Origin of the sequence: Nocardioides daeguensis (genome assembly GCF_019192965.1) — a bacterium.
Classification (GTDB): Bacteria; Actinomycetota; Actinomycetes; order Propionibacteriales; family Nocardioidaceae; genus Nocardioides; species Nocardioides daeguensis.
In genome coordinates, this window is the sequence record NZ_JAHTKU010000019.1 from 147,979 (window position 1) to 172,071 (window position 24,093).

General features: G+C 68.7%; 24 protein-coding genes and 1 tRNA gene. 16 read left to right on the forward strand and 9 right to left on the reverse strand.

All coding sequences use genetic code 11. The features are described 5' to 3' along the window. Positions 1-115: 115 nt before the first annotated feature. Positions 116-274, reverse strand: coding sequence for a DUF5679 domain-containing protein (locus KU893_RS15530; RefSeq protein WP_238408271.1), 159 nt, complete (start codon positions 272-274; stop codon positions 116-118). 139 nt (positions 275-413) lie between these two features. Here KU893_RS15530 and KU893_RS15535 point away from each other — a divergent pair, with 139 nt between their 5' ends. From KU893_RS15535 to KU893_RS15545, 3 genes are all read left to right on the forward strand, one after another. Next, a complete protein-coding gene (locus KU893_RS15535) occupies positions 414-1,235 on the forward strand; it encodes an enoyl-CoA hydratase/isomerase family protein (protein WP_218235283.1) in 822 nt (273 codons plus the stop codon). A gap of 368 nt (positions 1,236-1,603) precedes the next feature. Beyond that, entirely contained in the window at positions 1,604-2,668 is a 1,065-nt protein-coding gene (locus tag KU893_RS15540; RefSeq protein WP_218235284.1) for a PHP domain-containing protein, read from the forward strand. A gap of 47 nt (positions 2,669-2,715) precedes the next feature. Next, positions 2,716-3,270, forward strand: a complete 555-nt coding sequence (locus KU893_RS15545; protein WP_218235285.1) for a M48 metallopeptidase family protein — start codon at positions 2,716-2,718, stop codon at positions 3,268-3,270. A 63-nt stretch (positions 3,271-3,333) separates the two neighbouring features. On the opposite strand, the gene KU893_RS15550 is transcribed toward KU893_RS15545, so the two are convergent. Both KU893_RS15550 and KU893_RS15555 read right to left on the reverse strand, forming a co-directional pair. Next, on the reverse strand, positions 3,334-3,876 hold the full coding sequence (locus KU893_RS15550; RefSeq protein WP_218235286.1) for an NUDIX hydrolase: 543 nt from the start codon (positions 3,874-3,876) through the stop codon (positions 3,334-3,336). Beyond that, positions 3,873-5,222 (reverse strand): zinc-dependent metalloprotease, encoded by a 1,350-nt coding sequence (locus KU893_RS15555; RefSeq protein ID WP_218235287.1) that lies wholly within the window; start codon positions 5,220-5,222, stop codon positions 3,873-3,875. The genes KU893_RS15550 and KU893_RS15555 overlap by 4 nt, the downstream gene beginning before the upstream one ends. An 83-nt stretch (positions 5,223-5,305) precedes the next feature. Between KU893_RS15555 and KU893_RS15560 the strand changes: the two genes are divergently transcribed. The 9 genes from KU893_RS15560 to KU893_RS15600 all read left to right on the forward strand — a co-directional run bounded on the left by KU893_RS15560 (position 5,306) and on the right by KU893_RS15600 (position 13,129). Continuing rightward, positions 5,306-5,734: a molybdenum cofactor biosynthesis protein MoaE gene (locus KU893_RS15560; protein ID WP_218235289.1), complete on the forward strand. Its 429-nt coding sequence runs from the start codon at positions 5,306-5,308 to the stop codon at positions 5,732-5,734. 50 nt (positions 5,735-5,784) lie between these two features. Beyond that, positions 5,785-6,129, forward strand: a complete 345-nt coding sequence (locus KU893_RS15565) for a hypothetical protein (RefSeq protein WP_218235290.1) — start codon at positions 5,785-5,787, stop codon at positions 6,127-6,129. A 27-nt stretch (positions 6,130-6,156) separates the two neighbouring features. Then, the gene (locus KU893_RS15570) at positions 6,157-7,194 is read left to right on the forward strand and encodes a YlbL family protein (protein WP_218235291.1); all 1,038 of its coding nucleotides are present in this window, start codon (positions 6,157-6,159) and stop codon (positions 7,192-7,194) included. Between the two features lie 19 nt (positions 7,195-7,213). Then, positions 7,214-7,774 (forward strand): PPA1309 family protein, encoded by a 561-nt coding sequence (locus tag KU893_RS15575; RefSeq protein ID WP_218235292.1) that lies wholly within the window; start codon positions 7,214-7,216, stop codon positions 7,772-7,774. Beyond that, the gene (locus tag KU893_RS15580) at positions 7,767-10,739 is read left to right on the forward strand and encodes a UPF0182 family membrane protein (protein ID WP_218235293.1); all 2,973 of its coding nucleotides are present in this window, start codon (positions 7,767-7,769) and stop codon (positions 10,737-10,739) included. Before KU893_RS15575 ends, KU893_RS15580 begins: the two co-directional genes overlap by 8 nt. A gap of 18 nt (positions 10,740-10,757) precedes the next feature. Next, positions 10,758-11,384, forward strand: a complete 627-nt coding sequence (locus KU893_RS15585) for a trimeric intracellular cation channel family protein (RefSeq protein WP_218235294.1) — start codon at positions 10,758-10,760, stop codon at positions 11,382-11,384. A gap of 60 nt (positions 11,385-11,444) precedes the next feature. After that, positions 11,445-11,518: transfer RNA gene (locus KU893_RS15590), tRNA-Met, on the forward strand. A gap of 204 nt (positions 11,519-11,722) precedes the next feature. Continuing rightward, positions 11,723-11,932, forward strand: a complete 210-nt coding sequence (locus KU893_RS15595; protein WP_218235295.1) for a helix-turn-helix domain-containing protein — start codon at positions 11,723-11,725, stop codon at positions 11,930-11,932. Between the two features lie 138 nt (positions 11,933-12,070). Further along, entirely contained in the window at positions 12,071-13,129 is a 1,059-nt protein-coding gene (locus KU893_RS15600; RefSeq protein ID WP_218235296.1) for a tyrosine-type recombinase/integrase, read from the forward strand. A gap of 10 nt (positions 13,130-13,139) precedes the next feature. Here the strand turns inward: KU893_RS15600 and KU893_RS15605 are convergent, their stop codons facing one another. The 4 genes from KU893_RS15605 to KU893_RS15620 form a co-directional block, all read right to left on the reverse strand. Further along, positions 13,140-14,456 (reverse strand): hypothetical protein, encoded by a 1,317-nt coding sequence (locus KU893_RS15605; protein WP_218235297.1) that lies wholly within the window; start codon positions 14,454-14,456, stop codon positions 13,140-13,142. Next, the gene (locus KU893_RS15610) at positions 14,456-14,752 is read right to left on the reverse strand and encodes a hypothetical protein (protein WP_218235298.1); all 297 of its coding nucleotides are present in this window, start codon (positions 14,750-14,752) and stop codon (positions 14,456-14,458) included. Before KU893_RS15610 ends, KU893_RS15605 begins: the two co-directional genes overlap by 1 nt. Positions 14,753-14,864: 112 nt before the next feature. Then, positions 14,865-15,443: a hypothetical protein gene (locus tag KU893_RS15615; RefSeq protein ID WP_218235299.1), complete on the reverse strand. Its 579-nt coding sequence runs from the start codon at positions 15,441-15,443 to the stop codon at positions 14,865-14,867. 15 nt (positions 15,444-15,458) lie between these two features. After that, positions 15,459-15,887, reverse strand: coding sequence for a single-stranded DNA-binding protein (locus KU893_RS15620; protein ID WP_218235300.1), 429 nt, complete (start codon positions 15,885-15,887; stop codon positions 15,459-15,461). Positions 15,888-16,385: 498 nt separating this feature from the next. On the opposite strand from KU893_RS15620, the gene KU893_RS15625 reads away from it, so the two are divergent. From KU893_RS15625 to KU893_RS15640, 4 genes are read left to right on the forward strand one after another with little or no spacing between them, the layout of a single operon-like run. Continuing rightward, positions 16,386-17,513 (forward strand): hypothetical protein, encoded by a 1,128-nt coding sequence (locus tag KU893_RS15625; RefSeq protein WP_218235301.1) that lies wholly within the window; start codon positions 16,386-16,388, stop codon positions 17,511-17,513. Beyond that, positions 17,510-18,724 (forward strand): hypothetical protein, encoded by a 1,215-nt coding sequence (locus KU893_RS15630; protein WP_218235302.1) that lies wholly within the window; start codon positions 17,510-17,512, stop codon positions 18,722-18,724. Before KU893_RS15625 ends, KU893_RS15630 begins: the two co-directional genes overlap by 4 nt. Then, positions 18,721-20,496 (forward strand): Hsp70 family protein, encoded by a 1,776-nt coding sequence (locus KU893_RS15635; RefSeq protein ID WP_218235303.1) that lies wholly within the window; start codon positions 18,721-18,723, stop codon positions 20,494-20,496. The genes KU893_RS15630 and KU893_RS15635 overlap by 4 nt, the downstream gene beginning before the upstream one ends. A gap of 1 nt (position 20,497) precedes the next feature. After that, entirely contained in the window at positions 20,498-21,835 is a 1,338-nt protein-coding gene (locus KU893_RS15640; protein WP_218235304.1) for a hypothetical protein, read from the forward strand. 8 nt (positions 21,836-21,843) lie between these two features. Here the strand turns inward: KU893_RS15640 and KU893_RS15645 are convergent, their stop codons facing one another. Both KU893_RS15645 and KU893_RS15650 read right to left on the reverse strand, forming a co-directional pair. After that, positions 21,844-23,607 carry a TraM recognition domain-containing protein gene (locus KU893_RS15645; RefSeq protein ID WP_218235305.1) on the reverse strand — a complete coding sequence of 588 codons (1,764 nt, stop codon included), beginning with the start codon at positions 23,605-23,607 and terminating at the stop codon, positions 21,844-21,846. Continuing rightward, positions 23,604-24,092 (reverse strand): hypothetical protein, encoded by a 489-nt coding sequence (locus KU893_RS15650; RefSeq protein ID WP_218235306.1) that lies wholly within the window; start codon positions 24,090-24,092, stop codon positions 23,604-23,606. Before KU893_RS15650 ends, KU893_RS15645 begins: the two co-directional genes overlap by 4 nt. Position 24,093 lies beyond the last annotated feature (1 nt).

The following is a 24,093-nucleotide window of genomic DNA, read 5'->3' on the forward strand; positions in this document are numbered from 1 at the left end:
CCCGGCTGATCCGCGCCGCCGCTCGTGCCTCGCGGCGTCGCGGGCCGGTGAAAACACGCCACGGGCGGCTCCACCACAGTGGAGCCGCCCGTGAAAGTCGGCTGGGTGCCTGGGATCAGGCCTTGCCGAGGATGCGGTTGAGGTTGGTGCCGCAGACGGGGCAGACGGCCTTGGCCATCCGGGTGCCCTTCTCGTTCACCTTCACCTCGCCCTCGGCCTCGCGCTTCTCCTTGCACTTGACGCAGTAGAACTCGCCGCTCCAGGTCTCCGCCATGACGGCCTCCTTGCTCATCTTTGTTCGTTCGGTCGTCGCGGCGGGGACATGGGGGGAAGCCCGCCGGGGCCCGGAGCAGCGCTCCGGACCTCCCCGACCCTACGGCACGCCGCCGCGGAGTCGCAGTAGCGTGCCCCGCATGTCTGAATCCGCTGTGAACCGGCCCACGCCGCCGTCCCTGACGCACCTGCGCCTCGAACGGCCCTCCGAGGGCGTCGCGCTCCTGGTCTTGGACCTGCCCGAGCTGCGCAACGCGATGAGCGACGAGATGACCGAGTCGTGGGTCCGGGCGGTCGACCACCTGGCCGGCGACCCCACGGTGCGGGTCGTCGTGGTGACCGGTGAGGGCAAGGGCTTCTGCTCCGGCGGCAACCTGTCCTGGCTGGCCTCCGAGCCGGACGCGACGGTCGACGACCTGCGGGCCCGGATGCTGCCGTTCTACCGGGCGTGGCTCTCGATCCGGCGCCTGGAGGTGCCGACGATCGCCGCGATCAACGGCGCGGCCATCGGTGCCGGACTGTGCATGGCGCTGGCCTGCGACCTGAGGTACGCCGCCCGTGGGGCTCGGATGGGCGTGCCGTTCACGCGGCTGGGGATCCACCCGGGCATGGCCGGGACCTACCTGCTGCCCGACGTGGTCGGCCCGGCGGCCGCCCGTGACCTGTTCCTGACCGGGCGGCTCGTGGACGCCGACGAGGCCCTCGGGCTCGGTCTGGTCTCCCGCGTCTGGGAGGCGGCGCAGTTCCGGGAGGCAGTGCTGGCGACCGCGGCGGAGATCGCGGCCGCGGCGCCGATCGCGACCCGGCTCACCAAGCGGGCGCTGCAGCACGGGCACGCGAGCATCGAGACCGCACTGGAGTGGGAGGGCCTGGCCCAGCCCGTCACGCTGGCGACCGCGGACCTGCTGGAGGGGATCCGGGCCGCCCAGGAGAAGCGGCCCCCGGTCTTCACCGGCCGCTGACCCACCGTTGACCTGCCGAAACAGGAAGAGACCCCCGGTGCCGCGACCTCTCGCTTGCCTTCCCCTTGCGAGCGAGGTGCTGCGGCCCCGAGGGGCCTCGTCGGGGACGAACCTAGGCACCGCAGCGAGCGCGGTCAATCCGGGCGGGACACGACCTGTGGACAGAGTTGTGGAGAAACCTGTGGATCCCGGCCGGCAGTCGTGGATGAACGGGTGAGAACGGTGATGCTGGCTGTGGAGGAACCGTTGGCAAGATCGGTCCCGCGGGCGCCGTACGACGGCATGACCAGCAAGGATGGTGTTCACAGGTCCCTCCACGGCCTGTGGACAGACATTTCCCGGGGGCCAGATCGAGCCAGGAGGCGCACGTGAGCGAGCAGGGGTACGACGGCACGCCCGTGGCGGCGCTGCGCCGGATCGCGTTCCTCCTGGAGCGCGGGCGGGCGGACAGCTACAAGGTCAAGGCGTACCGCGGCGCGGCGTCGGCGATCCTGCCGCTCGACCCCGACGACGTCGCCGCCCGCGCGGCGGCCGGCACGCTGACCGACCTGCCCGGTGTCGGTGCCAGCACCGCCCGGGTCATCGCGCAGGCGGCGGCCGGGCGGCTGCCGGACAAGCTGGCGCAGGTCGAGGAGCAGTACGGCGCCCCGCTGACCCCCGACGGTGCCGGCAGCGGGCTGCGCGCCCAGCTGCGCGGTGACCTGCACTCCCACTCGGACTGGTCCGACGGCGGCTCGCCCATCGAGGAGATGGCGATGACGGCGATGGAGCTCGGGCACGACTACCTCGTGCTCACCGACCACTCGCCCCGGCTCAAGGTCGCCCGCGGGCTCTCGGCGGAGCGCCTGGCCCGCCAGCTGGACGTCGTCGCGGCGGTCAACGACCACCTGGGGAACCGCGCGAACCGCGCCTCGCAACCGTTCCGGCTGCTGCGCGGGATCGAGGTCGACATCCTCGACGACGGCTCGCTCGACCAGAGCGAGGAGATGCTGGCCCGGCTCGACGTCCGGGTCGCCAGCGTCCACTCCAAGCTCGCGATGGACCCCGAGCCGCTGACCCGGCGGATGGTGGCCGCGGTGCGCAATCCGTTCACCAACGTGCTCGGCCACTGCACCGGCCGGCTGGTGACCGGCAGCCGCGGCACCCGCCCGGAGTCCCGGTTCGACGCCCGGGCGGTGTTCGAGGCGTGCGCGCAGGAGGGAGTGGCGGTCGAGATCAACTCCCGCCCGGAGCGACGCGACCCGCCGACCCGGCTGCTGGAGCTGGCTCGCGACATCGGCTGCCTGTTCTCGATCGACAGCGACGCACACGCGCCCGGACAGCTCGACTACCCGCTGCTCGGCTGCGAGCGGGCGGAGGCCGCGGGCATCGACGCCGACCGGATCGTGAACACCTGGCCGCTCGAGCGGCTGCTGGAGTGGGCCGCACCCTGACCAGCGAGGTCCCACCACTCGAGCCGGGCGCGCCGTAGGGTCGAGACATGCCCACCCCGCGCGTGGAGGTACGACGGTCGGAGCGCCGCCGGCGTACGGTCACGGCCTATCGCGAGGGCGAGACCATCGTGGTCCTCGTGCCCGACAACCTGTCGGTCACCGAGGAGCGGGCCTGGGTCTCGAAGATGGTCGCCCGGGTCCAGCGCAAGGAGCTGCGGGCAGCGCCGCGGCGCTGGGACGACGAGGACCTGCGGCGGCGCGCTCAGGAGCTGAGCGACGAGTACCTCGGCGGCCTGGCCGTGCCGGAGTCGATCCGCTGGGTCGGCAACCAGCGGGCCCGGTGGGGCTCCTGCACGCCGAAGGACCGCTCGATCCGGCTCTCCGAGCGGCTGCAGCGGATGCCGGAGTGGGTCATCGACTACGTGATCGTGCACGAGCTGGCGCACCTGATCGAGCCGCACCACGACGAGAGGTTCTGGGGCTGGGTCGCGCACTACCCGGCGGCCGAGAAGGCCAAGGGCTATCTCGCCGGCTGGTCCGACGCCGCCCGGATCGACCGGCCGCCGTCGGAGCGGATCGTGCCGGGCGAGGACGTCGACTGAGCGCACCCCATGCGAACTGGTGGCGATCCGAGGCGATCAACGACCAATCCGCATGGGGCGCGCTCAGACCAGGATCGCGCGGGCCCGGTCGATGAGCACGTGCATCGCGGGCTCGAGGTCGGGCAGGGCGTCGAGCGGCCACCAGCGCACGGCGAGCGACTCGTCGCTGACCACGGCGGTGGCGTCGACCGGAGCGGCGGCGACGTAGCGGACGTCGAGGTGGTTGACCTCGCCGCGCTCGCCGCAGAAGGGCACCGTGTGCAGGTCGAGCTGGACCGGCTCCGGGTGGAAGGCCAGGTCCGGCAGCCCGCTCTCCTCGTGCGCCTCGCGCAGCGCGACGGCGGCGAGCGTGGCGTCGCCGTCCTCGCAGTGCCCGCCGAAGTGGAACCAGCGCCCGGCCTTGCGGTGCAGGTTGAGCAGCACCCGCTCGCCGGTGGTGTCGATGACCAGGGTGCCGGCCGTGACGTGGTCGGGGTACGACGCGCGCCGCATCCCGTCCGGCGCCGACTCCAGGTGGGCGACGTAGCGCTCGCGCAGGGCGTCCTGGCCGGCATCGGGCGCGGGCCAGTTGCGGAGCACGGCCAGCGCGTCGGCGTGGAGCGTCACTCGGTCGGGGAGTCGGGGGAGTCGGGAGCAGCGGGGGAGTCGGGGCCGTCGAGGAGCTTGCGCAGCTCGGCGTCGAACTCCTCCTCGCTCAGCGTCTCCGGGTGGGTGGCCTCGGAGCGGAAGGACAGCGGGTCGTCGAGGTCGGCCGCGGTCGGGAGCAGGTCGGGGTGCATCCACACGCCGTCACGGGCCTCCTGGCCGGACCGGGTGCGTAGGCCGCCCCACAGCGTGGACGCGTCGCGCAGCCGGCGCGGGCGCAGCTCGAGGCCCACCAGGGCGGCGAAGGTCTGCTCGGCGGGGCCGCCGGCCGCACGACGGCGGCGAACCGCCTCACGCAGCTTGGCCGCCGCCGGCATCCGCTCGGCCGTGGCCTGGCCGACGACCTCGTCGACCCAGCCCTCGACCAGCGCGAGCGCGATCTCGAGCCGGGACAGGGCAGCGGTCTGCGCCTCGGTCTGCGGCGGGTCGAACAGGCCGCCCTCGAGCAGGCCCTGCATCGCTTCGAGGTTGGTCGGGTCGATGCCGCGCAGCTGCTCCTGCACCCGGTCCTGGATCTGCTGGACGTTGACCTCCAGGCCGCGGGCGTAGTCGGTCACGGCGCCGATCAGGTGCTCGCGCAGCCACGGCACGTGGGCGAACAGCCGTTGGTGGGCGGCCTCACGCAGCGCGAGGTAGAGCACGACGTCGTCCTCGGTGACGTCGAGGCCCTCGGCGAACGCGCGGACGTTGGTCATCACCAGCGCGGCCTTGCCGGCGGCGCCGAGCGGGAGGCCGATGTCGGAGGCGGTGAGCACCTCGCCGGCGAGCGCACCGAGACCCTGCCCGATCTGCATCGCCATCATCCCGCCGACCGCCTGGCCGATGATGCCGACCAACGGACCGGCCGCCGCCCTCATCTCCTCGGGGAGGCCGCTGGACAGGCCGGTCACGGATCGGGCCGCGACGGGCTCGACCAGCACCTGCCACACCGGCTGGGTCTCCACCAGCCACTCGGCGCGGCTCCAGGCGGCCGTCGTACCGACACCGGAGGGGAAGCCGGTGGCGGTGTCGAGCCAGTGGTCGGCGAGACGGACGGCGTCGGCCACGCGGTCCTGGTCGCGCTGCGTGGGGGAGGGGTCCGGCTCCTGGGCCACGGCCTTGCGGGCCACGTCGTTGGCGGCGGCCCAGTTCAGCGGGCCGTCGTGGGGCTGCATCAGCGACTGCAGCTGCTGGAAGAACGCCATCCCGCCCCCGGCGCCACCGGGGAAGGCGCCGCCGGGGAAGGCGCCGCCCAGGGCGCCGAAGATCTGCTCGAACGGCGTGCCCTTGAACGGGTTCGGCTGGTCGTCGCCCGGGTTGTCGGTCATGAGGCAAAACTACGCCCGATCCACAACCGGGAGTCCCGGGGACGGCCCTGAGCCGACCCCGACCTGACCCTAGAGTGGGCCGCATGACGAACCCCGCCGTGCGCCTCGTGGCGATCTCGGACCAGCCGCTCTCGGTCAGCGAGGTCCTCGACAGCCTCGACGACGCGGCGTCGGGCGGGCTGGTGCTGTTCGTCGGCCGGGTCCGTGACCACGACCGCGGGCAGGGCGTCACCGGGTTGTCGTACTCCGCGCACCCCTCGGCGCTCGAGCGGCTCCAGGACGTGTGCGAGCGGGTCGCGGAGGCGTACGACGTCACCGGGGTCGCCGCCGTGCACCGCGTCGGCGACCTCGACATCGGCGACCTCGCGGTCGTCGTCGCGACCACGGCCGGCCACCGCGGCTCGTCGTTCGAGGCCAGCCGGGCGCTGATCGACACGCTCAAGGCGGAGGTCCCGATCTGGAAGCACCAGCGGTTCACCGACGGCTCCGACGAGTGGGTCGGATCGCCGTAGGCGCGCGTGTCCTGACCGGACCGCGACCGGGACCGACCTACCCTCGTGGAGTGGAGATCTTGTTCTGGCTGCTGCCGGCCGCCGTGCTCACCCTCGCCTCGATGGCGTGGGTCGCGTGGTGGGGTCGGGAGGGCCGGGGCGAGGTCGACCGCGAGACCGCGGCGCGGCGCCTCGGCGAGGCGCTGACCCGCGAACAGCGCTCCCGCCCCGGGTACGCCGTCCCCGAGCGGGCCCCGGACCGGCACACCGGCGTCGCCCTGCGGGCGTCGCAGACCCGGCCCTCGGTCATCGCCGGCGAGGCGGCGCACGCGCCCGCGGCCGAAGCGGCGGCGGCGGTCGTGGTGGACGGGCCGGACGAGGCGCCGGGCGCCACGGGTGACCGGCGCGCGTCCTGACTTGCCGCGTCTGAGAAGGTAGGCGCCATGAGCCAGCGCCTGATCGCCGCGTGCATCGCGGCACCGTTGGTGCTGATCCTCGGCGGCATCGCCCTCGTCGTGCCGCTGCCGTACGCGTCCTACAGCCCGGGGCCGACCTACGACATCCTCGGCAAGGACGACAACCAGGCCGAGGTCGTCCAGGTCGACGGGCACGAGGCTTACTACGACAAGGGTCAGATCCGGTTCACCACGGTGGTCGCCTCGTCGTACGGGCAGAAGCTGTCGCTCGGTGAGGCGCTGGCGCGCTGGGTGGACCCCGACAAGGCGGTGCTGCCGTACGACGTCGTGCACCCGCCGGAGGTCTCCCAGGCCGACGAGAAGGCCGAGGGTGCGGTCCAGATGACCACGTCGCAGGACGTGGCGAAGGCCGTCGCGATGGCCGAGCTGGGCCTCGACGTCCCGACCGCGGTGCAGGTCGCGATGGTCGACGAGGAGGGTCCGGCGAAGGACAAGCTGCTCGTCCGCGACGTCTTCAAGGAGGTCGACGGCGAGCCGGTCACGAACGCCGACCAGATCATCGCCGCCGTGCGCAAGCACGACGACGGCTCGCTGGTGGAGTTCCGGATCCTGCGCGACAAGCGGGAGCTGACCGTGCGGATCAAGCCGAAGCAGATCGACGGCAAGCCGCGCGTCGGCGTGTCGCTGGGACTGGGCTACGAGTTCCCGTTCACGGTCAACCTGCGCGTCGACCCGATGGTCGGCGGGCCGAGCGCCGGGCTGATGTTCTCGCTCGCCATCTACGACACCCTCACCCCGGGATCGCTGACGGGCGGCGCCACCATCGCCGGGACCGGTGAGCTCGGCACCGACGGGGCGGTCGGGCCGATCGGCGGCATCGAGCAGAAGATCGCCGGCGCGCAGGAAGCGGGCGCGAAGCTGTTCTTCGTCCCGAAGGACAACTGCGCCGACGTCAAGGGCCTCGACCCGGACCTGCGCCTGGTGAAGGCGACCACGATGCACGAGGCACGCCTCGCGCTGGAGAAGTGGGTCGGCGACCACGACGCCGCCCTGCCCACCTGCTGACGGAGTACAAGGACGACCGATGGACTACGAACTGGACGTCGACCCGGCCCTGGCCGCCGCGGTGCTCGAGATCGAGGGCCACCACGCCCGGGCGGGCTGGGACCAGCCGGCCCGGCTCTACGCCCTCGTCGACACGGCCCGGCTGGTGGCCCAGGAGCCCGGCCTGGCCGCCCAGCTCGGCCTGGACGCGCCGGCCGAGCAGGGCTCGCTGACGCCCGTCGAGCAGGACGACCTGCCGAGCGGGCAGCAGCTGGAGGAGGTGCTTCCCGGCATCCAGTGGCCCGACGTGGTGGCCGGGTGCGCGGCCGTGGTCGAGCGCCTCGTGCTCCCGCCGGCCGCCGACGGGCAGGTCCCGGACGACCCGGCGGCCGCGGCGGAGTTCGCCCGCGAGCACCCCGACGCCGAGGAGGTCCGCATCGTCGCCGGCGTCACCCGGCACGGTGCGAGCTACTGCGCGCTGCGGATGCGCAGCGAAGACGAGGACATGGCCGTGATGGGCGGCAACGACCTGGTGCCCGGGCTCCTCGAGCTGCTGCGCGCCACCCTGCTCGAGGACGCGGAGGACCAGACCGATGAGTGAGCTGTTCGACGAGGAGCCGGAGCGCCCCGCACCCGAGCGCCCCGGCCGCCGTACCCGCGCCCTGGTCATCACCGGTGTGGTGCTGATCGTCGGGTTCTTCCTGCTCAGCGCCTTCGCGGGGATCTACACCGACCGGCTCTGGTACAAGGAGGTCGGCTTCGGCGAGGTCTTCAGCACCATGCTGTGGACCCGGATCGGCCTGTTCCTCACGTTCGGTGCGGTGATGGGCGGGGTCGTGGCGCTCAACATGTACCTCGCGTTCCGGTTCCGGCCGATGTTCCTCATGGCCGGTCCCGACGGCGTCGACCGCTACCGCGACGCGGTCACCCCGATCCGCGGCTGGCTGCTCGCCGGCGTCGGCGTCGTCGTCGGCCTCTTCGCCGGCACCTCGGCGATCGGCCAGTGGCGCACCTTCCTGCTGTGGCGCAACTCCGTCGACTGGGGCCGCAAGGACGCCTACTTCAACAAGGACATCGGGTTCTACGTCTTCGACCTGCCGTGGTGGAACTTCGTCATCGACTTCGTGATGGCCGTGGCCATCGTGTCGATCATCGGCACCGCCATCGTCCACTACCTGTACGGCGGCATCCGGCTCCAGGCCGCCCACGACCGGTTCTCCGGGGCCGCGCAGGTCCAGCTCTCGGTGCTCCTCGGCGCATTCGTGCTGATGAAGTCGCTCGACTACTACCTCGACCGCTTCGACCTCGTCACCGACGACCACCGCCTGTTCACCGGCATGAACTACGCCGGTGAGAACGCGATGCTCCCGGCCCGCAACATCCTCGTCGGCGTCGCGCTGATCTGCGCCGTGCTGTTCTTCCTCAACGTGTGGCGCAAGACCTGGCAGCTGCCGTCGGTCGGCCTCGCCCTGCTCGCGCTGTCGGCCGTGCTGCTCGGCATGATCTGGCCCGCCATCGTGCAGAACTTCCAGGTCAAGCCGTCGGAGGCCGACAAGGAGAACAGCTACATCAAGGCCAACATCGACGCGACGCGCGAGGCCTACGGGCTCAGCGGCGTGGAGAGCGAGCGCTACGAAGGCACGCCGGTCGGCGACACCACGCAGGCCGAGGGAAGCACCGTGCTCGGCCAGCTGACGACGACGCCGGTCGTCGACCCGCAGCAGGTGCGCGACACCTTCCAGCAGCGCCAGCAGGTCCGCGCCTACTACTCGGTCGCCTCCGTCCTCGACGTCGACCGGTACACCATCGACGGCCAGGAGGTCCCGCTCGTGCTCGGCGTGCGCGAGCTCGACCAGTCGGGCATCAACTCCTCGGACCAGAACTGGTCGAACCTGCACACCGTGTACACGCACGGGGAGGGCCTGATCGCGGCGTACGCGAACCGGATCTCCGACAGCGAGGTCAACGGCCGCATCGTGTGGGCCGAGGGGATCAGCGGTGCGAGCTCCAGCGGTGCGAGCGACCTGACCAAGAGCGAGGAGTTCGAGCAGCGGATCTACTTCGGCGAGCAGAGCCCGACGTACTCCGTGGTCGGGAAGGCGAGCGGCAAGTCCAACGACGTCGAGCTCGGCCTCGCCGACACCGACAGCGACGTGGGCGACCAGCGCACGACCTATGACGGCTCGGGCGGGGTGCCGGTCGGCAGCACCTTCAACCAGCTGATGTACGCCATCAAGTTCGGTGAGCCGAACTTCCTGCTTTCGGGTCGGGTCAACGCCAACTCGAAGGTGCTCTACAACCGCACGCCCGCCGAGCGGGTCGAGAAGGTCGCGCCGTGGCTCACGGTCGACGGCGACCCGTACCCGGCGGTCGTGGACGGCAAGATCGTGTGGATCCTCGACGGCTACACCACCACCGACCGCTACCCGAACTCGCAGCGGGAGTCGTTCGCCTCGATGATCGACGACTCGCTGCAGCAGGACACCGGGCTGCAGACGATCCCCACCGACGAGATCAACTACATGCGCTCGGCCGTGAAGGCGACGGTGGACGCCTACGACGGGACCGTCACGCTCTACCAGTGGGACGAGAAGGACCCGATCCTCAAGACGTGGATGAAGACCTTCCCCGGGTCGGTGACGCCGAGCAGCCAGATCCCGGCCGAGCTCAAGAGCCACCTGCGCTACCCCGAGGACCTGTTCAAGGTGCAGCGCTACCAGCTCGCGAAGTACCACGTCACCGACGCCGGTGAGTTCTACAACGCCAACAACCGGTGGGAGGTGCCCGAGGACCCGAACGCCACGCGCCAGGTATTCCAGCCGCCGTACCGGCTGTTCTCGACCGGCATCGACGGCACCAACGACTGGTCGCTGACCTCGGTGTTCGTGCCGCGCGGCAAGGGCACGCTGGCGTCGTACCTGCAGGTGAACTCGGACGCGAACTCGTCGACCTTCGGCAAGCTGCGCCTGCTCGAGATGACCGACGCGAACACCCCCGGTCCCGGTCAGGTCGCCAACCAGATGCAGCAGGAGAAGGAGGTCGTCGACGCGCTGACGCCCTACCGCGTGCAGGGGGCGACGCCGCCGCGCTTCGGCAACCTGCTGACGCTGCCGGTGTCGGGTGGTCTGATCTACATCCAGCCGGTGTACGCCGTGCGTACGTCGGGGGCGTCGGCGTTCCCGATCCTGCAGTTCGTCATCGTGAAGTACGGCGAGAAGGTCGGCATCGCCCAGAACCTGCCGTCCGCCCTGGCCGACGCGCTGGGAGTGGACCTCGGCACGGGACAGCCCACCCCGGAGACGCCGGAGCCGGGCACGCCGGAGCCCGGCACGCCGGAGGAGCCCACGGGCACGCTGGACGAGCAGATCGCGGCCGCCCTGCGCGACGCGGACGCCGCGTTCAAGGCGGCCGCCAAGGCCCAGGCCGAGAACGACACCGCTGAGTGGGCGCGCCAGCTCGACCTCGCCCAGGCGGCGGTGGAGAAGGCCGTGAAGCTCGCCGGCGAGCGCGACAAGGCGGCGGAGGGGGCCGGAAAGGCGGCCGAGGAGGAGACCAGCAAGCAGTAGCTGCGGCATCATCGCCGCATGCTGCTCGCCCTCGACCTGGTCGGGATCTTCGTCTTCGCGGTCTCCGGCGGCCTGGTGGCCGTGCGCAACCAGCTCGACATCGTCGGGGTCGTCGTCCTTGCGATGGCGACGGGCCTGGGTGGCGGGATCATCCGTGACGTCGTCATCGGCGCGGTGCCGCCGCCCGCCGTCGCCGACTGGCGCTACCTGCTCGTCCCGGTCGTCGGCGGCCTGGTCACCTTCTGGCTGCATCCTGCGGTCGGCCGGCTGGAGCGTGTCATCAACGTCTTCGACGCCTTCGGTCTCGGCCTCTTCTGCGTCGCCGGGGCCCTCAAGGCCCAGGAGTACGGGCTGGGCCCGGCGCCGTCCGCCGCCCTCGGCATGGTCACCGGCGTCGGCGGCGGCATCATCCGTGACCTCCTCGCCGGCCGCGTCCCGGTGATCTTCCGCTACGGCGAGCTCTACGCGATCCCCGCCCTCGCCGGTGCCGCGATCGCGGCGACCGGCGCCGAGCTCGGCGTGGCCCACGGGGTGCTCCTCGCGCCGGCCGCCCTGGTCACCATCGGGTGGCGGCTGGTCGCCGTACGCCGTGGCTGGCGCGCCCCCGTCCCGCGCCTGGGACCGCCGCCCCCGTCGTCCTCGTGATCGGTGGAACGCCCCGATTTGGTGCGGTTTGGGGTCATGCCCTAACGTTGGGTTCACCGACGCGGGGTGGAGCAGCTCGGTAGCTCGCTGGGCTCATAACCCAGAGGTCGCAGGTTCAAATCCTGCCCCCGCTACAAAGTTTCAGGCTCGGAATCAACCGATTCCGAGCCTGAAAGCATTTAGAGATTTGATCCAGGTACCACTTACGGTCCAAAAACCCGGTCCAGGAACGTCCTCGCGGCCTCAGCGGCGATCTGGCTGCGGAGTCACTCCGATAGTTGCGGAACGACGCGGTCTGCGCTCTGCACCTAGCGTGCATGGAGACCACAACACCAACGATGAGCGGCCTCGAGCCGCTGATGAGCATCGAGGAACTCTCGGAGTACCTCCACGTGCCGGTCAGGACGCTGTACGACTGGCGCCTCGCCGGCAAGGGCCCCTGCGCCATCCATGTCGGCCGACAACTGCGCTACTTCGTGAGCGACGTTCACGAGTGGCTCGCGTGCCAGCGGGAAGGACGCCCCGGGGCTTCGTCGGAGGGGTCGTGAAGTCCCATGGCTAGGCCCCGCACGCCGATCGGCACGTTCGGAGACATCTCGTACATCAGCGCGAGTGGAGGTCAGGTCCGTGCTCGCACCCGCTTCCGGGACACTGACGGCAAGGTCCGCCGGGTCTCCGCAACTGGCATGACCAGGCGCGAGGCGGAGCGCAACCTCAAGAAGGTCCTTGCGGACCGCACCTCGCAGGGAGCGGCCGGCGAGCTCACGGCCAACAGTTCCTTCACGACGCTCGTCGACGTCTGGCTGGAGGACTTGGACCTTCAGGACAAGCTCGCCGAGAGCACTCGCGCTCTCTACGAACGCAACATGCGCCAGTTGGTGCTGCCGGTGTTCGAGGGCTACAGCCTTCGCGAGATCACCGTTGGCAAGGTCGACCAGTTCATCAAGCGCCTGGCGACGGCTAAGAGCTACAGCACGGCCAAGCAGGCGCGAACGGTCCTTAGCCTGGCCTTCGGGCTTGCTGTCCGTTACGACGCTCTTGAGAAGAACCCGGTTCGCGACACTGCCCGTCTCCACAAGCCGCCTTCGGAGACGATGGCACTGACACTGGATCAGGTCGAAGCCATTCGGGCGGCCGTGCGCAACTGGCGGCGTGCCCCAGGGACGCCGGGCCCACCGCCCGACGGCCAGTTGGAGCACATCATCGAGGTCATGCTCGGCACCTCGGCTCGGATCGGAGAGGTTTTGGCGATCCGGCGCTGCGATGTCGACGTCACGGTATCGCCGGCGACAGTTCGGATCTGCGGCACGATCGTGTCGCCGGCCGGAAAGCCCACTTATCGGCAGCACCATCCGAAGACCCAAAAGTCGACGCGTGTGGTCTCGGTGCCGAGCTTCGTGGCTGAGGTCATTCGGCAGCGGCTGGTGTTGATCGGGGACGAGGACCCTGAGCACCTGCTGTTCTTTACGCGCAATGGGACGCCGCTGACGACCAACAACATCCGTCGCCGTCTCCGTGCGGTCTTGTCGGAAGCTGGAATCGAGGGCGTCACGCCGCATGCCTTTCGTCGCACCGTGGCGACCGTGCTTGACCGGGCCAGCGGCCCGGACCTGGCAGCGGAACTGCTCGGTCACACCTCGTCCAAGATCACCAAGGAGCATTACATCCAGCCCGACGAGGCGGTGGATCCAGTGACAGCGGAGATCCTAGAGGCGTTGGCCCCGAAGCGTCCTGACGGGGAGTGAGGCCACACGGTTACAGCGACGGGCCAGGCTGGGCGCGCCGGGGCTCTGGTCGGTGATTGAGTGCGGCCGCGAACTCTGCGCGGCTCGCGGCCGCCCTCGTCGGTGCTTTGGAAGCAGGAGTCGGTGCGCGGAGTTCGTCACGGACGATGTCGAGGAGGGCCGGGCAGACGTCGGCGGTGATCGGCGTGAAGCGGTGGCGGGTCGGCGTCACCCTGGCCGAAACGCCGGTATCCAGCCTCGGCAGGGGGACGCGGGCGAAGTAGATCCGCTCGCGTGCTCCCTGCTGGATCACCTCAGCGATCCGGTCGTCGATTCCTCGAAAGAGATTGTCGAGGTGCCGGAGTGCATTGGAGTCGGCCGCGGCGTCGAGTACATCAAGGTGCTGGACGCGCGCCGCTGCGAGCGCTGCCTCGCCCGCTGCCGGTCCGCCGTTGCCGAGCATGCCGCCGATGTCGCGGGTTGCACGGGCGAGTCGCAGATACGTTCCAGAGCGGGCCTTCCACTCCTGGGCCAGGTCGGGGCGGGTCGCCTTCACGAGATCGGCGGCGTCCCGAGACACGATCCGCTGAGAGTCGAGGATGAGGCGCAGACTCCGGGCATCGGGGAATGAGCCGAGTTGGAACAAGAGGTTGTTTTCGGCCTGGAGTACGCCAACGATCCCTGGGAGTCCGGCGCCGTCGATCGGGGCGATCCGTGGTCGCCATCCTCGGAGATCGATCGTGTAGTCGGGCTCGTCGCGGCCGGCGAACGTTGAGCAGGTCTCGGCGGCCCGATTAAGCCATCCAGCATCCTTGAGAGGCTGCCACTGCGGGATGTTGCTGTACCTCCGGTCGAGCACGACGAGGCCGCGCACAACATCGGAAGCATCCTTGAGGAGCGTCATGCATTGCACTCGTGTCAGGCGCCCGTGCCCCAGTCCGGCGTCGAAGTCGTGCTCGCCGAGGGCTGCTGCACGGGCGACGTTGCGCCAAGTCTCGACCATCGGAAATGGCTGCTCTGTCGTGAGTTCCTCGAGCGAGGGCGGGCCACTCGAGTGTTCGATCGTGATGTCGAGGCGGTGGCCCAGTTCGTCAGCGGGGCCGCGGGTCCGGGCGCTCGTCCCGAGGAGGTTCATTCGGGGATTCGCCGCCCGAACAGCTTGAACACTCCACACGAGCGCGGACTGTCGGTAGCGGGCGATCTGTTCGCCGAGAAGTCGGCGCTCATCAACGGTGGTGGTCTCTGGGATCGTGTGGCTGCCGGCTCCGCCCAGTCGCTGCTGAATCCGGTGTTGGCGAAGGAGCGTGCCGAGTTGGGCGCGGAGATGGCCGCCGTTCTCGGCGTACATCAGCTTGCGTCCAGGGCCTTGGCTGCGTCGAGCATGTCGAGAACGAGCTCGACTTGGAGGACGTCGACGCCGTGGCCGATGAGGTCTTCGATCGCTTGCTCGGCGATCGCGAACAGCACGTCCCGGTGTTCGCCGGGGACCTCTGTAATGCCGGGGACGTAGTCGCCGTGGATCCAGTCGAGCTGCAGCAAGACGCGCTCGTACTCCGCGGAGGCGTCCTCCGAGCTCGCCCGGTCTGCCAGCGCTGCGACGTACGAGCGGGCCTCGGCGAGGGTGACTGCGTGTGCGAGCAGCATGGGTGATTCCTTTCGACGAATCTGCTTTGTTCAGTTCAGGTGGCCGGTCGCCGCCGGCGTGCTGTGAACCGTCTGGCTTGTGTATGGATGCGCCTGAGCTCCAGCGGTGCAGTCATCCCGCGAGGCTGGCTCTGACCCGCTCCTCGATCCGTCGTCGTGCGGCGATGTCCTCGACGACGAACTCGATGAAGTCCGCACCCCGGTCCTCGATGACTACTTCTGCCGCGGGCGGCTGCGGATCCTCGCCTGGCCACGACGTCTGGCGGGTCGCTCGGTCCTTCTCGAGGCGGGTGCCGCAGGTCGCGACCCACTCGCGAAGCCGATGGCGGGCGTCGGCGAAGTCGCGGTGCCACATCAGCGGCGCGGAAGGTGAGCTGTCGGGGTCGTAGGAGTTCAACCAGTGCAGGTGAAGTGCCGAGAGTTCCCAAACGAGCTCGTCGTGCCGATGCCAGTACGGCGGAATGACCGTCGGCGGCAACCCGTAGGTGACACGGAGCCAGTCGACCCAGGCGTTGAGGTCGAGCCACTCGGACTCCGCCTCCTCGCTGGAAAGCAGATTCCAGTTGAGCGGTCGGAGTGGCTCCTCAGGGTCGTCTGGGCCGCCGTATTCGGCTGAGCCAGCGAGTATCGGATGGACGCTGGCGTCGTACGCGGGCTCGAACAGTGACCCCTGTCCGTTGTTCTCGGGCATCGGCGTCGAGCTCCGTCAGAGGCCGACGACTCGCGGCGGCTCGCTGGCGACCGTCATCTGGTCGCTCGGCGGCTCTGGCTGGTTCGCCGGCGCCCGGTCTACGGAATAACGCGTCCAGGTCGTGTCGTGACCGATGTGGCGGGCGACGAACTGCTCGCGCATGACCGTCTGCTCGTTCCAGGTCGACTCGTACTCGGTGACGTAGCCGGACGCCACGAACTGGTCGCCCACCCGGAACCGTGCGTACGCGCGCTTGGCGGACTCGCCGTACATGACGAGGCTGTGGAAAGTCGGCTCGAGCTTCGTGAACGCTCCGTCGGCTTCCTTGCGCCAGTGCTCGACGCCGATGCGCGCGAAGAATCGTGCGTCCTTTGAGTCAGGCTTGCTCAGCTCGGGCGTTGTGGCGATGAACCCGTGGAGGCTCAGCTGTGTCGGGATGGTCATATCTCTGACTCCTGCGGTATCGCGGAGCCTCGGATGGCGTCCGCTCTCAGGAATCAGGTGTGGCTGACCCGCCGCGATTCGCTGGGCGGGGCGCTAGTCTCGATGTGTCCCGCCGGCTCCATGGACCTTGGAATGCGGGTGAGCCGGGCGCATCAGCGCGTGCCGCCGCCGTGCCGTTCGTCGATAGAGGCGAGGCGTCACTCCACTCAGTTCTCTGTGGAGGCGCCATGTGCACCAAGATCCCGTACGCCAACCGCTGGCTCGCTTGTAGAGCCCTCGCCAAGCTGCAAGCTCAGGGCCGATCCGTGAGGTCGGTTCACCCGTGCTTCGAGGGGCACCCAGGTGCGTGGCACGTCACGCGTAGAAGGCGACGCGTTTGGTGAGGAGTCGCCCGCGCTGCCCTGCCAGTGCTCCTGAATCGGCCGTAAGTGTCGGACGGTGCGACTAACCTGCCGAAGGCGTAGTCATCTTTGATCGGGCAGCGGGGAGGAGGGGTCTGTGGGGTTCTGGCACACCGGCTACATGGAGTTCCATGAGCCGACCGGATTTGAATCTACCGGGCCCGCTTCCCCGCCCAAGCCGCCCGAGTTCCCGTGCCCCGAATGCGGGCTCGTCTTCTCCTCCGATCGCGCCCGCCGGGCCCACAGGTTCGACGGCCACGCGACCAAGCGGCCGACGCTCCTCTTCAGAGGCCGGGAATGTGGGCGCACGCGGCTGATGGTCACGAGCGCGAGCAGCGCAGCGGACTGGATGACAGCAGACGTCGAAACCATCAGCGTTAATGGCCGCGAGCTTTCGCCCGAAGATGCCGCGAAGTACCTCGCCCATGTGAAGGTTGGTGTCCAGACGGTTGCTGTCGCGAACGGTCCGCTCGAGAGGACCTTTGAGTTCGACTTCTGCCTCGCGGAGGAAGAGGATCTTGGCCTCGTCGACCAAGCGTTGGAGAAGCTCATCGCGAGTCGAGAACTGAGCCGGAACGCGATCGACGCCTTCATCATGCGCGCAGGTAGGGGTGTCACGGCCCGCCGCTACCGCGAAGGACTAGCCACTTACCTGTACGGCGTACTTGCTCGCGAGGCCGAGGAGGATCCGGGGCGCGTCGATGCATCGGGAGCGCCGCTGTACGAGCAGCGATACAACAGCGCGGTCTCCCTTCTTTCGACTTTCGACCGGCCGGCTGCGGAGGCGATCTGCGGCTTGGTGGCGCTGCACTACAACCAATTCGACCTCGCGGTACGTAAGACCAACAGTCACCGCGTCTCCGACGTCGCAGCACGGTTCCGATCCCTGCTGAGTGGCGGCGCCTTCGTGACGGCAAGCCTCGCCGATCGGTCCCATGGGAGCTTCGATCAGGCTCTTAGCGATTCGGTGACTGAGGAACTCGTGGATGTTGGCGCCGCCGCATTGGACGGGAGCCTTTCGTCTGTTATCACTCAGGTCCTCCCGATTCTTAGCGGGCTTCGGCCCCAGGACCAGTTCAAGGTGCGCCTTATCGCCGCCGAGGCGCTGCTTGCGGCCGGTGATCCCGAGGGCGCGTCCAGACATGGTGAGGCGCTCAGGCACTCTAAGGAGACTGGCGCCTGGTACGCAGGATTCCGGACACGACTGCAAGAGGTAGGACGTTGAACAGCGAGTTGCCCCCCGAGCCCGGCGCTGGAACCGATTCGCCCGATCAGGTCGCGGAGGTGTCTGCGGACGACGCAGCCATGAAGTCGGCTGAAGAAGTTGCGATGCCCAAGGGAACCCCCAAGACAGCCCAGCGGGCAAAGGCCAAGCCGAAGCCCGTCATCACCACGATCGAGGAACTGCTGACCTTCGCTTACGAGTCGAACGCTCGGCTGCTCGAGTTCTCGAAGGACGCACTCAAGAAGCTGCCGGTTACCGACGATGGCATCGCGGCGCAGGGTGAACTGGTGGCGTCCCTCGCGGCCAACGACCCGACGCTGGCGACTCCGTACAAGCTGCTCCAATACGCTGCGCGACAGGGGGTCCAGCTCAAGCGCGCAGAAGACGGAGATCTCGCCCGGGCTCTGAATCGGATCGTTGATCTCGCCGTGTTGGCTCTCGGGCACAACCCGGTGTTCCGGGTCTGGATGGACCAGTTGCTGGACCCGCGTCGGGATCCGCAACTGTCCACTGACCATCTACGTGACGAAGCTCGACGAATCGGCCCGGACAAGCTCGGACTAGCTCCCGAGCAGTTCAAGGCGACCGACAGTGATCGCCTGGTGAAGAACGCGATTGCTTGTTACGGGATCCTCCGCGCTCTTCAGCGCGAATGGAGTCTGGACCAGTTCATCGATGCTGCATACAGCTCGCTGTGGAAGTACGAAGCTCCCGAGGCGATCGGGTTGGAGCGAGCCGTCGGCGAGATCGGCGCAAGCCGTGACCACGATGTTCTCGGGATCGTCAGCGCCAACTTCTTGGCCCGGATTGCGCGCCTCGATCGGCAGGTTGCACAGCAGGAGCGTGACGCCGCATCTGCATGGAATCGCGAAGCCAGGCTCCGCGAGGAGCTCGCGGCCGCCACGGAGCGCGAGCAGGTCGCGCTAGCCCGTGCTGAAGCGTTCTCGGCCGATGTCGTGCGCCTCCAGAAGGAGCTCGCGGCCGAGCGAGACAACCGGGTCGTAGACAAGAGCCACATGGCCGACGACTACGAAACCCTCCGCACGCGCATCATTCGACGCCTCGGCGGTGAGATCGACTTGCTCACCGATGGGCTTCACGCGCTGCGGAATGGCGCGCCCAATGTTGCGGAGGAGTTCTTGGATCGTTCGCTGCTTGCCCTCAGTCGTGAGGTCGAACAGCTCAAGGACGCGGCTGGTGGTCTCGCATGATCGTCGGCTTCGATTTCGGCACGACCAACAGTCTGGTCTCGGTAGTCGTCGGTGACCGCGTCATCGATGTGATGGACGTGGAAACGGGGCGGCCGCACCCCTCGATCGTCCGCTACGAAGGCGAGCAGGTGGTCGTCGGGCGCGAGGCCAAGGACGCCTTGGGCGCGGCCGGCATCGGCGTGCACGGCAACACGGTGAAGTCGCCCAAGTTCCTTCTTGGCGAGGAGGCAGTCGCGGTCGGAGGGGTGGACCGGAGCCCGGTGGACATCGTGGCGGACGTCGTTCGGCATGTGCGCACAGAGTCAATGCGGAGCCCGCAGCGCAATGTCCTCGGCGACCTCGACAACGCTGTCGTCACGATCCCGGTCACGATGAACGGACATCGCCGGGCAGCGCTGCGCGAAGCTTTTGCCGGTGCTGGAATGCGCGTCGCCCAGTTCGTACACGAGCCCCTCGCCGCCCTTTACGGATTTATCCGGGGTGCCCATGACCCGGAGGAGATGGCACGGCGCCTGGCCCGTCGAAACGTTCTGGTCGTCGATTGGGGTGGCGGAACGCTAGATCTGACGCTCTGCAGGGTCGACGAAGAACAGGTTCGTCAACTGCGCAACGGCGGATCAGCACAGGTCGGCGGCGACGAGTTCGACAAGGTGATCCGCGACGAGGTCGTGAAACGGGTTCGCGCTCGCGGAGGTGCAACCGACGACGACCTCGCGATTCCCGAGGCCGAACTTCGCCTCCTTCAGGATGCAGAACGCAACAAGATCGAACTCTCGGCTGACCGTGTTGACGTGACCTTCTACCGTCCGAGCTACTTCCAGTCCGGTGCCACTCTGCAGTACCAGCTCACGCGCCAGGAGTTGGAGGAGATCACGCGACCGCTCGTGACGGCAGGTATTGATGAGATTGAGTCGCTCCTCGACAGCCTGTCGATGGCCCCCGGGCAGGTGTCCCTCGTAGTTGTGGTCGGCGGCATGGCCGCCATGCCCGCGATTCGAAGCCGTCTGCACGAGCTATTCGGCCCTGACAGAGTCGAGGTTCCGTCGAACAGTGCCACGTTGATCTCCCAAGGAGCTGCTTGGATCGCACACGATCGGCAGCGGCTGCGCCTCGCCAAGCCGATCGAGCTCGAACTTGCTCGCGGTTCACTGATGCCACTGCTCTCAGCCGGTACCGAGATGCCTCTCGGTGGCGAGGTCAAGCACGAGACTCTCCACCTCTACTGCGCGGATCCGACGGACGGCAAGGCGAAGTTCCCAATCGCGACGCCCACGGCGTTGTCGGCGCATCCCCAAGCGAGCGAGCGGCGCACGTCTCTGGGAATGATCACCCTCGGAGTCGACGAAACTGCACCGCCGCTCCACGAGCGCCTCGAACTCGGGGTCGTTCTCGACGACGATCTGGTGTTGTCCGTTGAGGCGTCCTCGAGCCAGAAGCACGATCGGGTCAAGGCTTCGTACTACGACCTGGAGTTCGGACTCGGTCTCCCAGCACAGGCCCTGCCCGGAGGTGTAGCTGCGGACCCAAAAGCACCTGAGGAGTCCGTGCTCCTGCCACAGGCTGGCCTCGTAGTCCGTGCAAATGTGGCGAGGGACAAGGACCGAGCAGCAGTTCCCGGTGACGTGCTCTACCGACACAACTCCGGTGCCTTCGCCCGGCACGTGACGAACGGGGCGACTGAGGCTCAGCTGCTGGAGCACCTCTACTACCAGCCCTGCGCCGTCTGCAAGCGCCAGTGGGGGCACCCGGAGTGCCGATGCGGAACGGCATGACATGGCGAGTGCCAAGGCAACAATTCGTGTCCTCGATCATGGAGCGGAGGTTGAGGCCGGCGTACGACGCCCGATCCGCCTGACTCCAGATGGCTACGCGGGCGTGGCGTACGCCGGATCCGTCTACCCGCTGCGGCAAGGCGATGTCATTGACTTGGGCGGAGCGAGCTGGGAGCTGGCTGACTGCGACCGCTTCTTGTTCGCGGGCGCGGACGTGCCCTATGCGCCGGCCGCTGGGGAGCCGGCCCAGACAGCCGGTGGCTTCGATGTCGAGTGGCACCTCGAAACGAACCAGTACGGGCATTACGTAGTCTTCAACGCCTCCGAACGCGTTGCGAGTGCTTTGGTGTCGGCCCTCGAGGCCGCCGAGCTCAGCGTCCAACGATGGGACGTCAGCCACCGACCAGCCGACGACGGAAACTTCTACGACTGGTTTGCCCGACTTCGGTTCAAGGGCAGCCGTGACGATGCGCTCGCGCTCGTCGGTGCGGTCATCGCGCCGCCCTCATCGTCCGCTCCGACGGTTCCGGTCGCCGATCCGACGGCGTCTCGGCTCGCCGACGCAGAGGCGCGGATCGAGGAGCTTCTCAACCAACTGTACGTCGCGACGCGCAAGGGTGAGGCGGCCGAGCGTGAACTCGCACAGGTGCGGCAGGACCTGGCGAACGCGGAAGCCAGCGAGCAGCGCTACCGAGAATCGATCGCCCTGGCGGAACGCCGCCATGTCGACCTTCAAGAGCAGGTCGCGGTGCTCCGCCAGGGACTTGGCGACATTGGCGATACTGCTGAACTCGTCAAGAGCCTGGTCGATGCCGAAGAACTCCGCGAACTTGCGCTCGCGGAGAACTCGCTCCTGTTGGAGCGGGTGCGGTCGGCCGACTCGAAGGCAGCGGAGAGTAGTGCGCGCGCGCAGGACTTGGCGGCGCAGGTGGACGCACTCCTCGGCAGGGTCTCCGAGCTGGAGGCGTTGGAAACCGAGAGGCTCCGCGCGGCAACCGCACACCGGCCCCGACGCGGCGGCGTTATTGAGTTCCTGCCCCAAGTGTTTGGTCGACTTGAGTTCGTCCTCGACTCGGTCGACGTCATCGCCAACCTCGAATCGCCGGCGCCCACGATGAGAGCACTTGCAGAGATCGACGCTGGTCGGCTCGTGGGCAAGGACCTCGAGGGGATTCGCGGGTGGTTCGAGGTGCCCAAGCTGTCTACGGGCATTGCAGGCAGCGAGGCACTCGGGCGCATCTACTACAAGCCTGACGGCCAGCGAGTCCTAGTCAGCGTCCATATCAAGCAGGACGAAAAGCAGCAGAGACGGCCCATCGAGCGGCTGCGATCCATCTGAGTACCGGGTCATCGCCTCCTCAGAGCAGCCTCGACATCTGTCCGACTGGCAGCGAGAACGCAGGCATCGCTCCGAGCGGTCCACGGCCGGAGGTCGGTCACGATGGGCGGCGCGCTTCGGAGCAGGACGAGCGCCGTCCCGAAGGGAAGCGTCCGAATCGCTTCGGGCGGCATGACCGGCACCCGGCGCATGGATCTCTGCAGCGACCGGGAGCCGTAATCGCCAACAGAGATCGTGTCGGTGCGTTCGTCGCGCTCGCCGATCAGGGACGACAGATCCTGGAGGTCGCGTGCCGCCGAGGTACCGCCGAGGACGACTTTCACGATCGACGCGTCCCAGATCGCGCCCGCAGCGTGGTCACCCCACTTGTCTCTTGCCTGCGAGAGCGACTGCAGCACGGGCATGGTCGTGATCCCGGTGCCGCCGCCCTCTGCCATGAGCACTGGCAGGGAGGGGAGTGGCGAGAGATTGCCGATCTCGTCGAGCGCCATCAGCAGGGGCGGGTCGAGCCGCGCCCCAGGTGAAGCGGCGGCGAGGTGCCGAGCTGTTTCGACGAGGTCCTCGATGAACGCCGCGACGAGAGACCACGACGCGCCGGCGCCCGCGCCGGTTGCGAGCAAGTAGAGCGTGCCGTTGCTGGTCAAGAACTCGCTCGGATCGAACTCCTCGCCGGGGCCGGGGGAGACGGCGTCGAGGACCCTCGGGTCCGCGAGACATGAGAGCGCGAGCGATACTCCCATCCAGATCGAATCCCGTGTTCGTGGGTCGGCGTGGATCATCGACTCGAGCGAATCGGCCCATCCGGGGGCGGCGTCCCTGTGGCTGCTCAGGATGGCGACCGCGTCCGCTGCGGCCGACGGGGAGAGTGTCCATGCGAACAGTTCGGCGGGGCTGCGTCGGTCAAGCGCCGCCGCGTGAAGGAGCGACTGCAGCGCCGTCCGCGTCTTGCCCTCCCAGAAGCCGCCGGACTCAACTCCGCCGGTGGAAAGGCCCGTGGCCGAGGCGAGCCCTGTTGCCCGGATCATCGCGGTGAGTGGGTCCTCGCATCCGCGCACAGGGGACCACCGCAGCCCTGCAGGAAGGCCGTCGGCCAACCGTTGCGGGTCGAACACCGCGACCGGTCCGCGAGCGCTGCGGGCGGAGATGGTCGCAGCGATGTTGTCGGGGCGAGTGGCGGTCGTGATGACCGCGCCGGGGGCGTCGAGGATCGAGTTGATGACCAGGTGCAGACCCTTCCCCGAACGTGGCGGGCCGAGCAGGAGCACTGAGTCTTCGACGGACGCCCAGACCTCGGTGCCGCGGGCGCGCCCGAGCAGGTACCCGACATCGGCCGCCGATGGGTGCGGTAGAGACGGACGGAGTGTCCGCCCGCGACTGAGCAACGCTTTGCGGGAGGCGGTCGTGCGGACGTCGTGGTGGGAAGCGACACCGGCCAGACGGTGCGGGTCCCGCCGGTTGCGGGACTGAAATCGGCTCACTCTGCGCCACGCCACGCAGGCGGTTCCTACGGCCGCAGCGATCAGCAGCGCCATGACGCCCCAATACGCCCAAGCTGAGAGCTCCGGAGTGCCGAGCGCCACGCCAGGGGATCTGGGGTCCGCGAGCACTCGGAGACCGGAACTCCAGCCACGAATCGGCTGGTCGGCGCCCGTAAACCAGGCGGCCAGCGTTCCCGCAAGTCGCAGGATGGCGGCGAGCAGACCTGTGAAGGCGATCGCGATCAGCCCGAGGTTGACCAGGTCGTTGTCGACCGACTGGCTGTGGGTGTTCATTCGCCGAGGACCCTGATCGCACCGGATGTCCGACCAACCAGAACGACATCGCCTCGGTGGGCTGCCAGGAGCGCCGGCGGAATTCGAGGGGCATCGCCTGCGTCGCCGCGCTGCCGGGCGACAACGACGGCGACAGAGACCTCCTCGTCCGGCAGAAACGGCTGCTCGCTCTGCTTTCGGGCCGGGCGCGTCGGCCGCGCCGTGCGCTCTGGTGGCCTTGGTGGCGTGACGATGTCGGTGAAGGCGGAGCCGTCGGTTTCGTGGACTTCGACGCGCAACGGGGTTCCGAGGTCGTTCGCGATGGACTCGAGTGTCGACTTGAGGTCGTTGCGGTGGAGGGCGCCGTCGGGGGAGTAGGGCTCCCGGTCGAGGCGGACGTCAAGATGGCCTCGGTCGTCAACGGTGACCTCAACGAGCGGCATGACGACGGGCACGCGCAGGGTTGCGTTCTCGTCGCGCCGGTACGGCGTTGTGCTGTTCAACATC

What these genes read in the sequence shown, in the direction of transcription:
- KU893_RS15530 (WP_238408271.1), bottom strand. Translation starts at nt 274, where the DNA reads ATGGCGGAGACCTGGAGCGGCGAGTTCTACTGCGTCAAGTGCAAGGAG.
- KU893_RS15535 (WP_218235283.1), top strand. Translation starts at nt 414, where the DNA reads ATGTCTGAATCCGCTGTGAACCGGCCCACGCCGCCGTCCCTGACGCAC.
- KU893_RS15545 (WP_218235285.1), top strand. Translation starts at nt 2,716, where the DNA reads ATGCCCACCCCGCGCGTGGAGGTACGACGGTCGGAGCGCCGCCGGCGT.
- KU893_RS15555 (WP_218235287.1), bottom strand. Translation starts at nt 5,222, where the DNA reads ATGACCGACAACCCGGGCGACGACCAGCCGAACCCGTTCAAGGGCACG.
- KU893_RS15560 (WP_218235289.1), top strand. Translation starts at nt 5,306, where the DNA reads ATGACGAACCCCGCCGTGCGCCTCGTGGCGATCTCGGACCAGCCGCTC.
- KU893_RS15570 (WP_218235291.1), top strand. Translation starts at nt 6,157, where the DNA reads ATGAGCCAGCGCCTGATCGCCGCGTGCATCGCGGCACCGTTGGTGCTG.
- KU893_RS15575 (WP_218235292.1), top strand. Translation starts at nt 7,214, where the DNA reads ATGGACTACGAACTGGACGTCGACCCGGCCCTGGCCGCCGCGGTGCTC.
- KU893_RS15580 (WP_218235293.1), top strand. Translation starts at nt 7,767, where the DNA reads ATGAGTGAGCTGTTCGACGAGGAGCCGGAGCGCCCCGCACCCGAGCGC.
- KU893_RS15585 (WP_218235294.1), top strand. Translation starts at nt 10,758, where the DNA reads ATGCTGCTCGCCCTCGACCTGGTCGGGATCTTCGTCTTCGCGGTCTCC.
- KU893_RS15595 (WP_218235295.1), top strand. Translation starts at nt 11,723, where the DNA reads ATGAGCGGCCTCGAGCCGCTGATGAGCATCGAGGAACTCTCGGAGTAC.
- KU893_RS15600 (WP_218235296.1), top strand. Translation starts at nt 12,071, where the DNA reads ATGACCAGGCGCGAGGCGGAGCGCAACCTCAAGAAGGTCCTTGCGGAC.
- KU893_RS15605 (WP_218235297.1), bottom strand. Translation starts at nt 14,456, where the DNA reads ATGTACGCCGAGAACGGCGGCCATCTCCGCGCCCAACTCGGCACGCTC.
- KU893_RS15610 (WP_218235298.1), bottom strand. Translation starts at nt 14,752, where the DNA reads ATGCTGCTCGCACACGCAGTCACCCTCGCCGAGGCCCGCTCGTACGTC.
- KU893_RS15615 (WP_218235299.1), bottom strand. Translation starts at nt 15,443, where the DNA reads ATGCCCGAGAACAACGGACAGGGGTCACTGTTCGAGCCCGCGTACGAC.
- KU893_RS15620 (WP_218235300.1), bottom strand. Translation starts at nt 15,887, where the DNA reads ATGACCATCCCGACACAGCTGAGCCTCCACGGGTTCATCGCCACAACG.
- KU893_RS15635 (WP_218235303.1), top strand. Translation starts at nt 18,721, where the DNA reads ATGATCGTCGGCTTCGATTTCGGCACGACCAACAGTCTGGTCTCGGTA.
- KU893_RS15640 (WP_218235304.1), top strand. Translation starts at nt 20,498, where the DNA reads ATGGCGAGTGCCAAGGCAACAATTCGTGTCCTCGATCATGGAGCGGAG.
- KU893_RS15645 (WP_218235305.1), bottom strand. Translation starts at nt 23,607, where the DNA reads ATGAACACCCACAGCCAGTCGGTCGACAACGACCTGGTCAACCTCGGG.
- KU893_RS15650 (WP_218235306.1), bottom strand. Translation starts at nt 24,092, where the DNA reads ATGTTGAACAGCACAACGCCGTACCGGCGCGACGAGAACGCAACCCTG.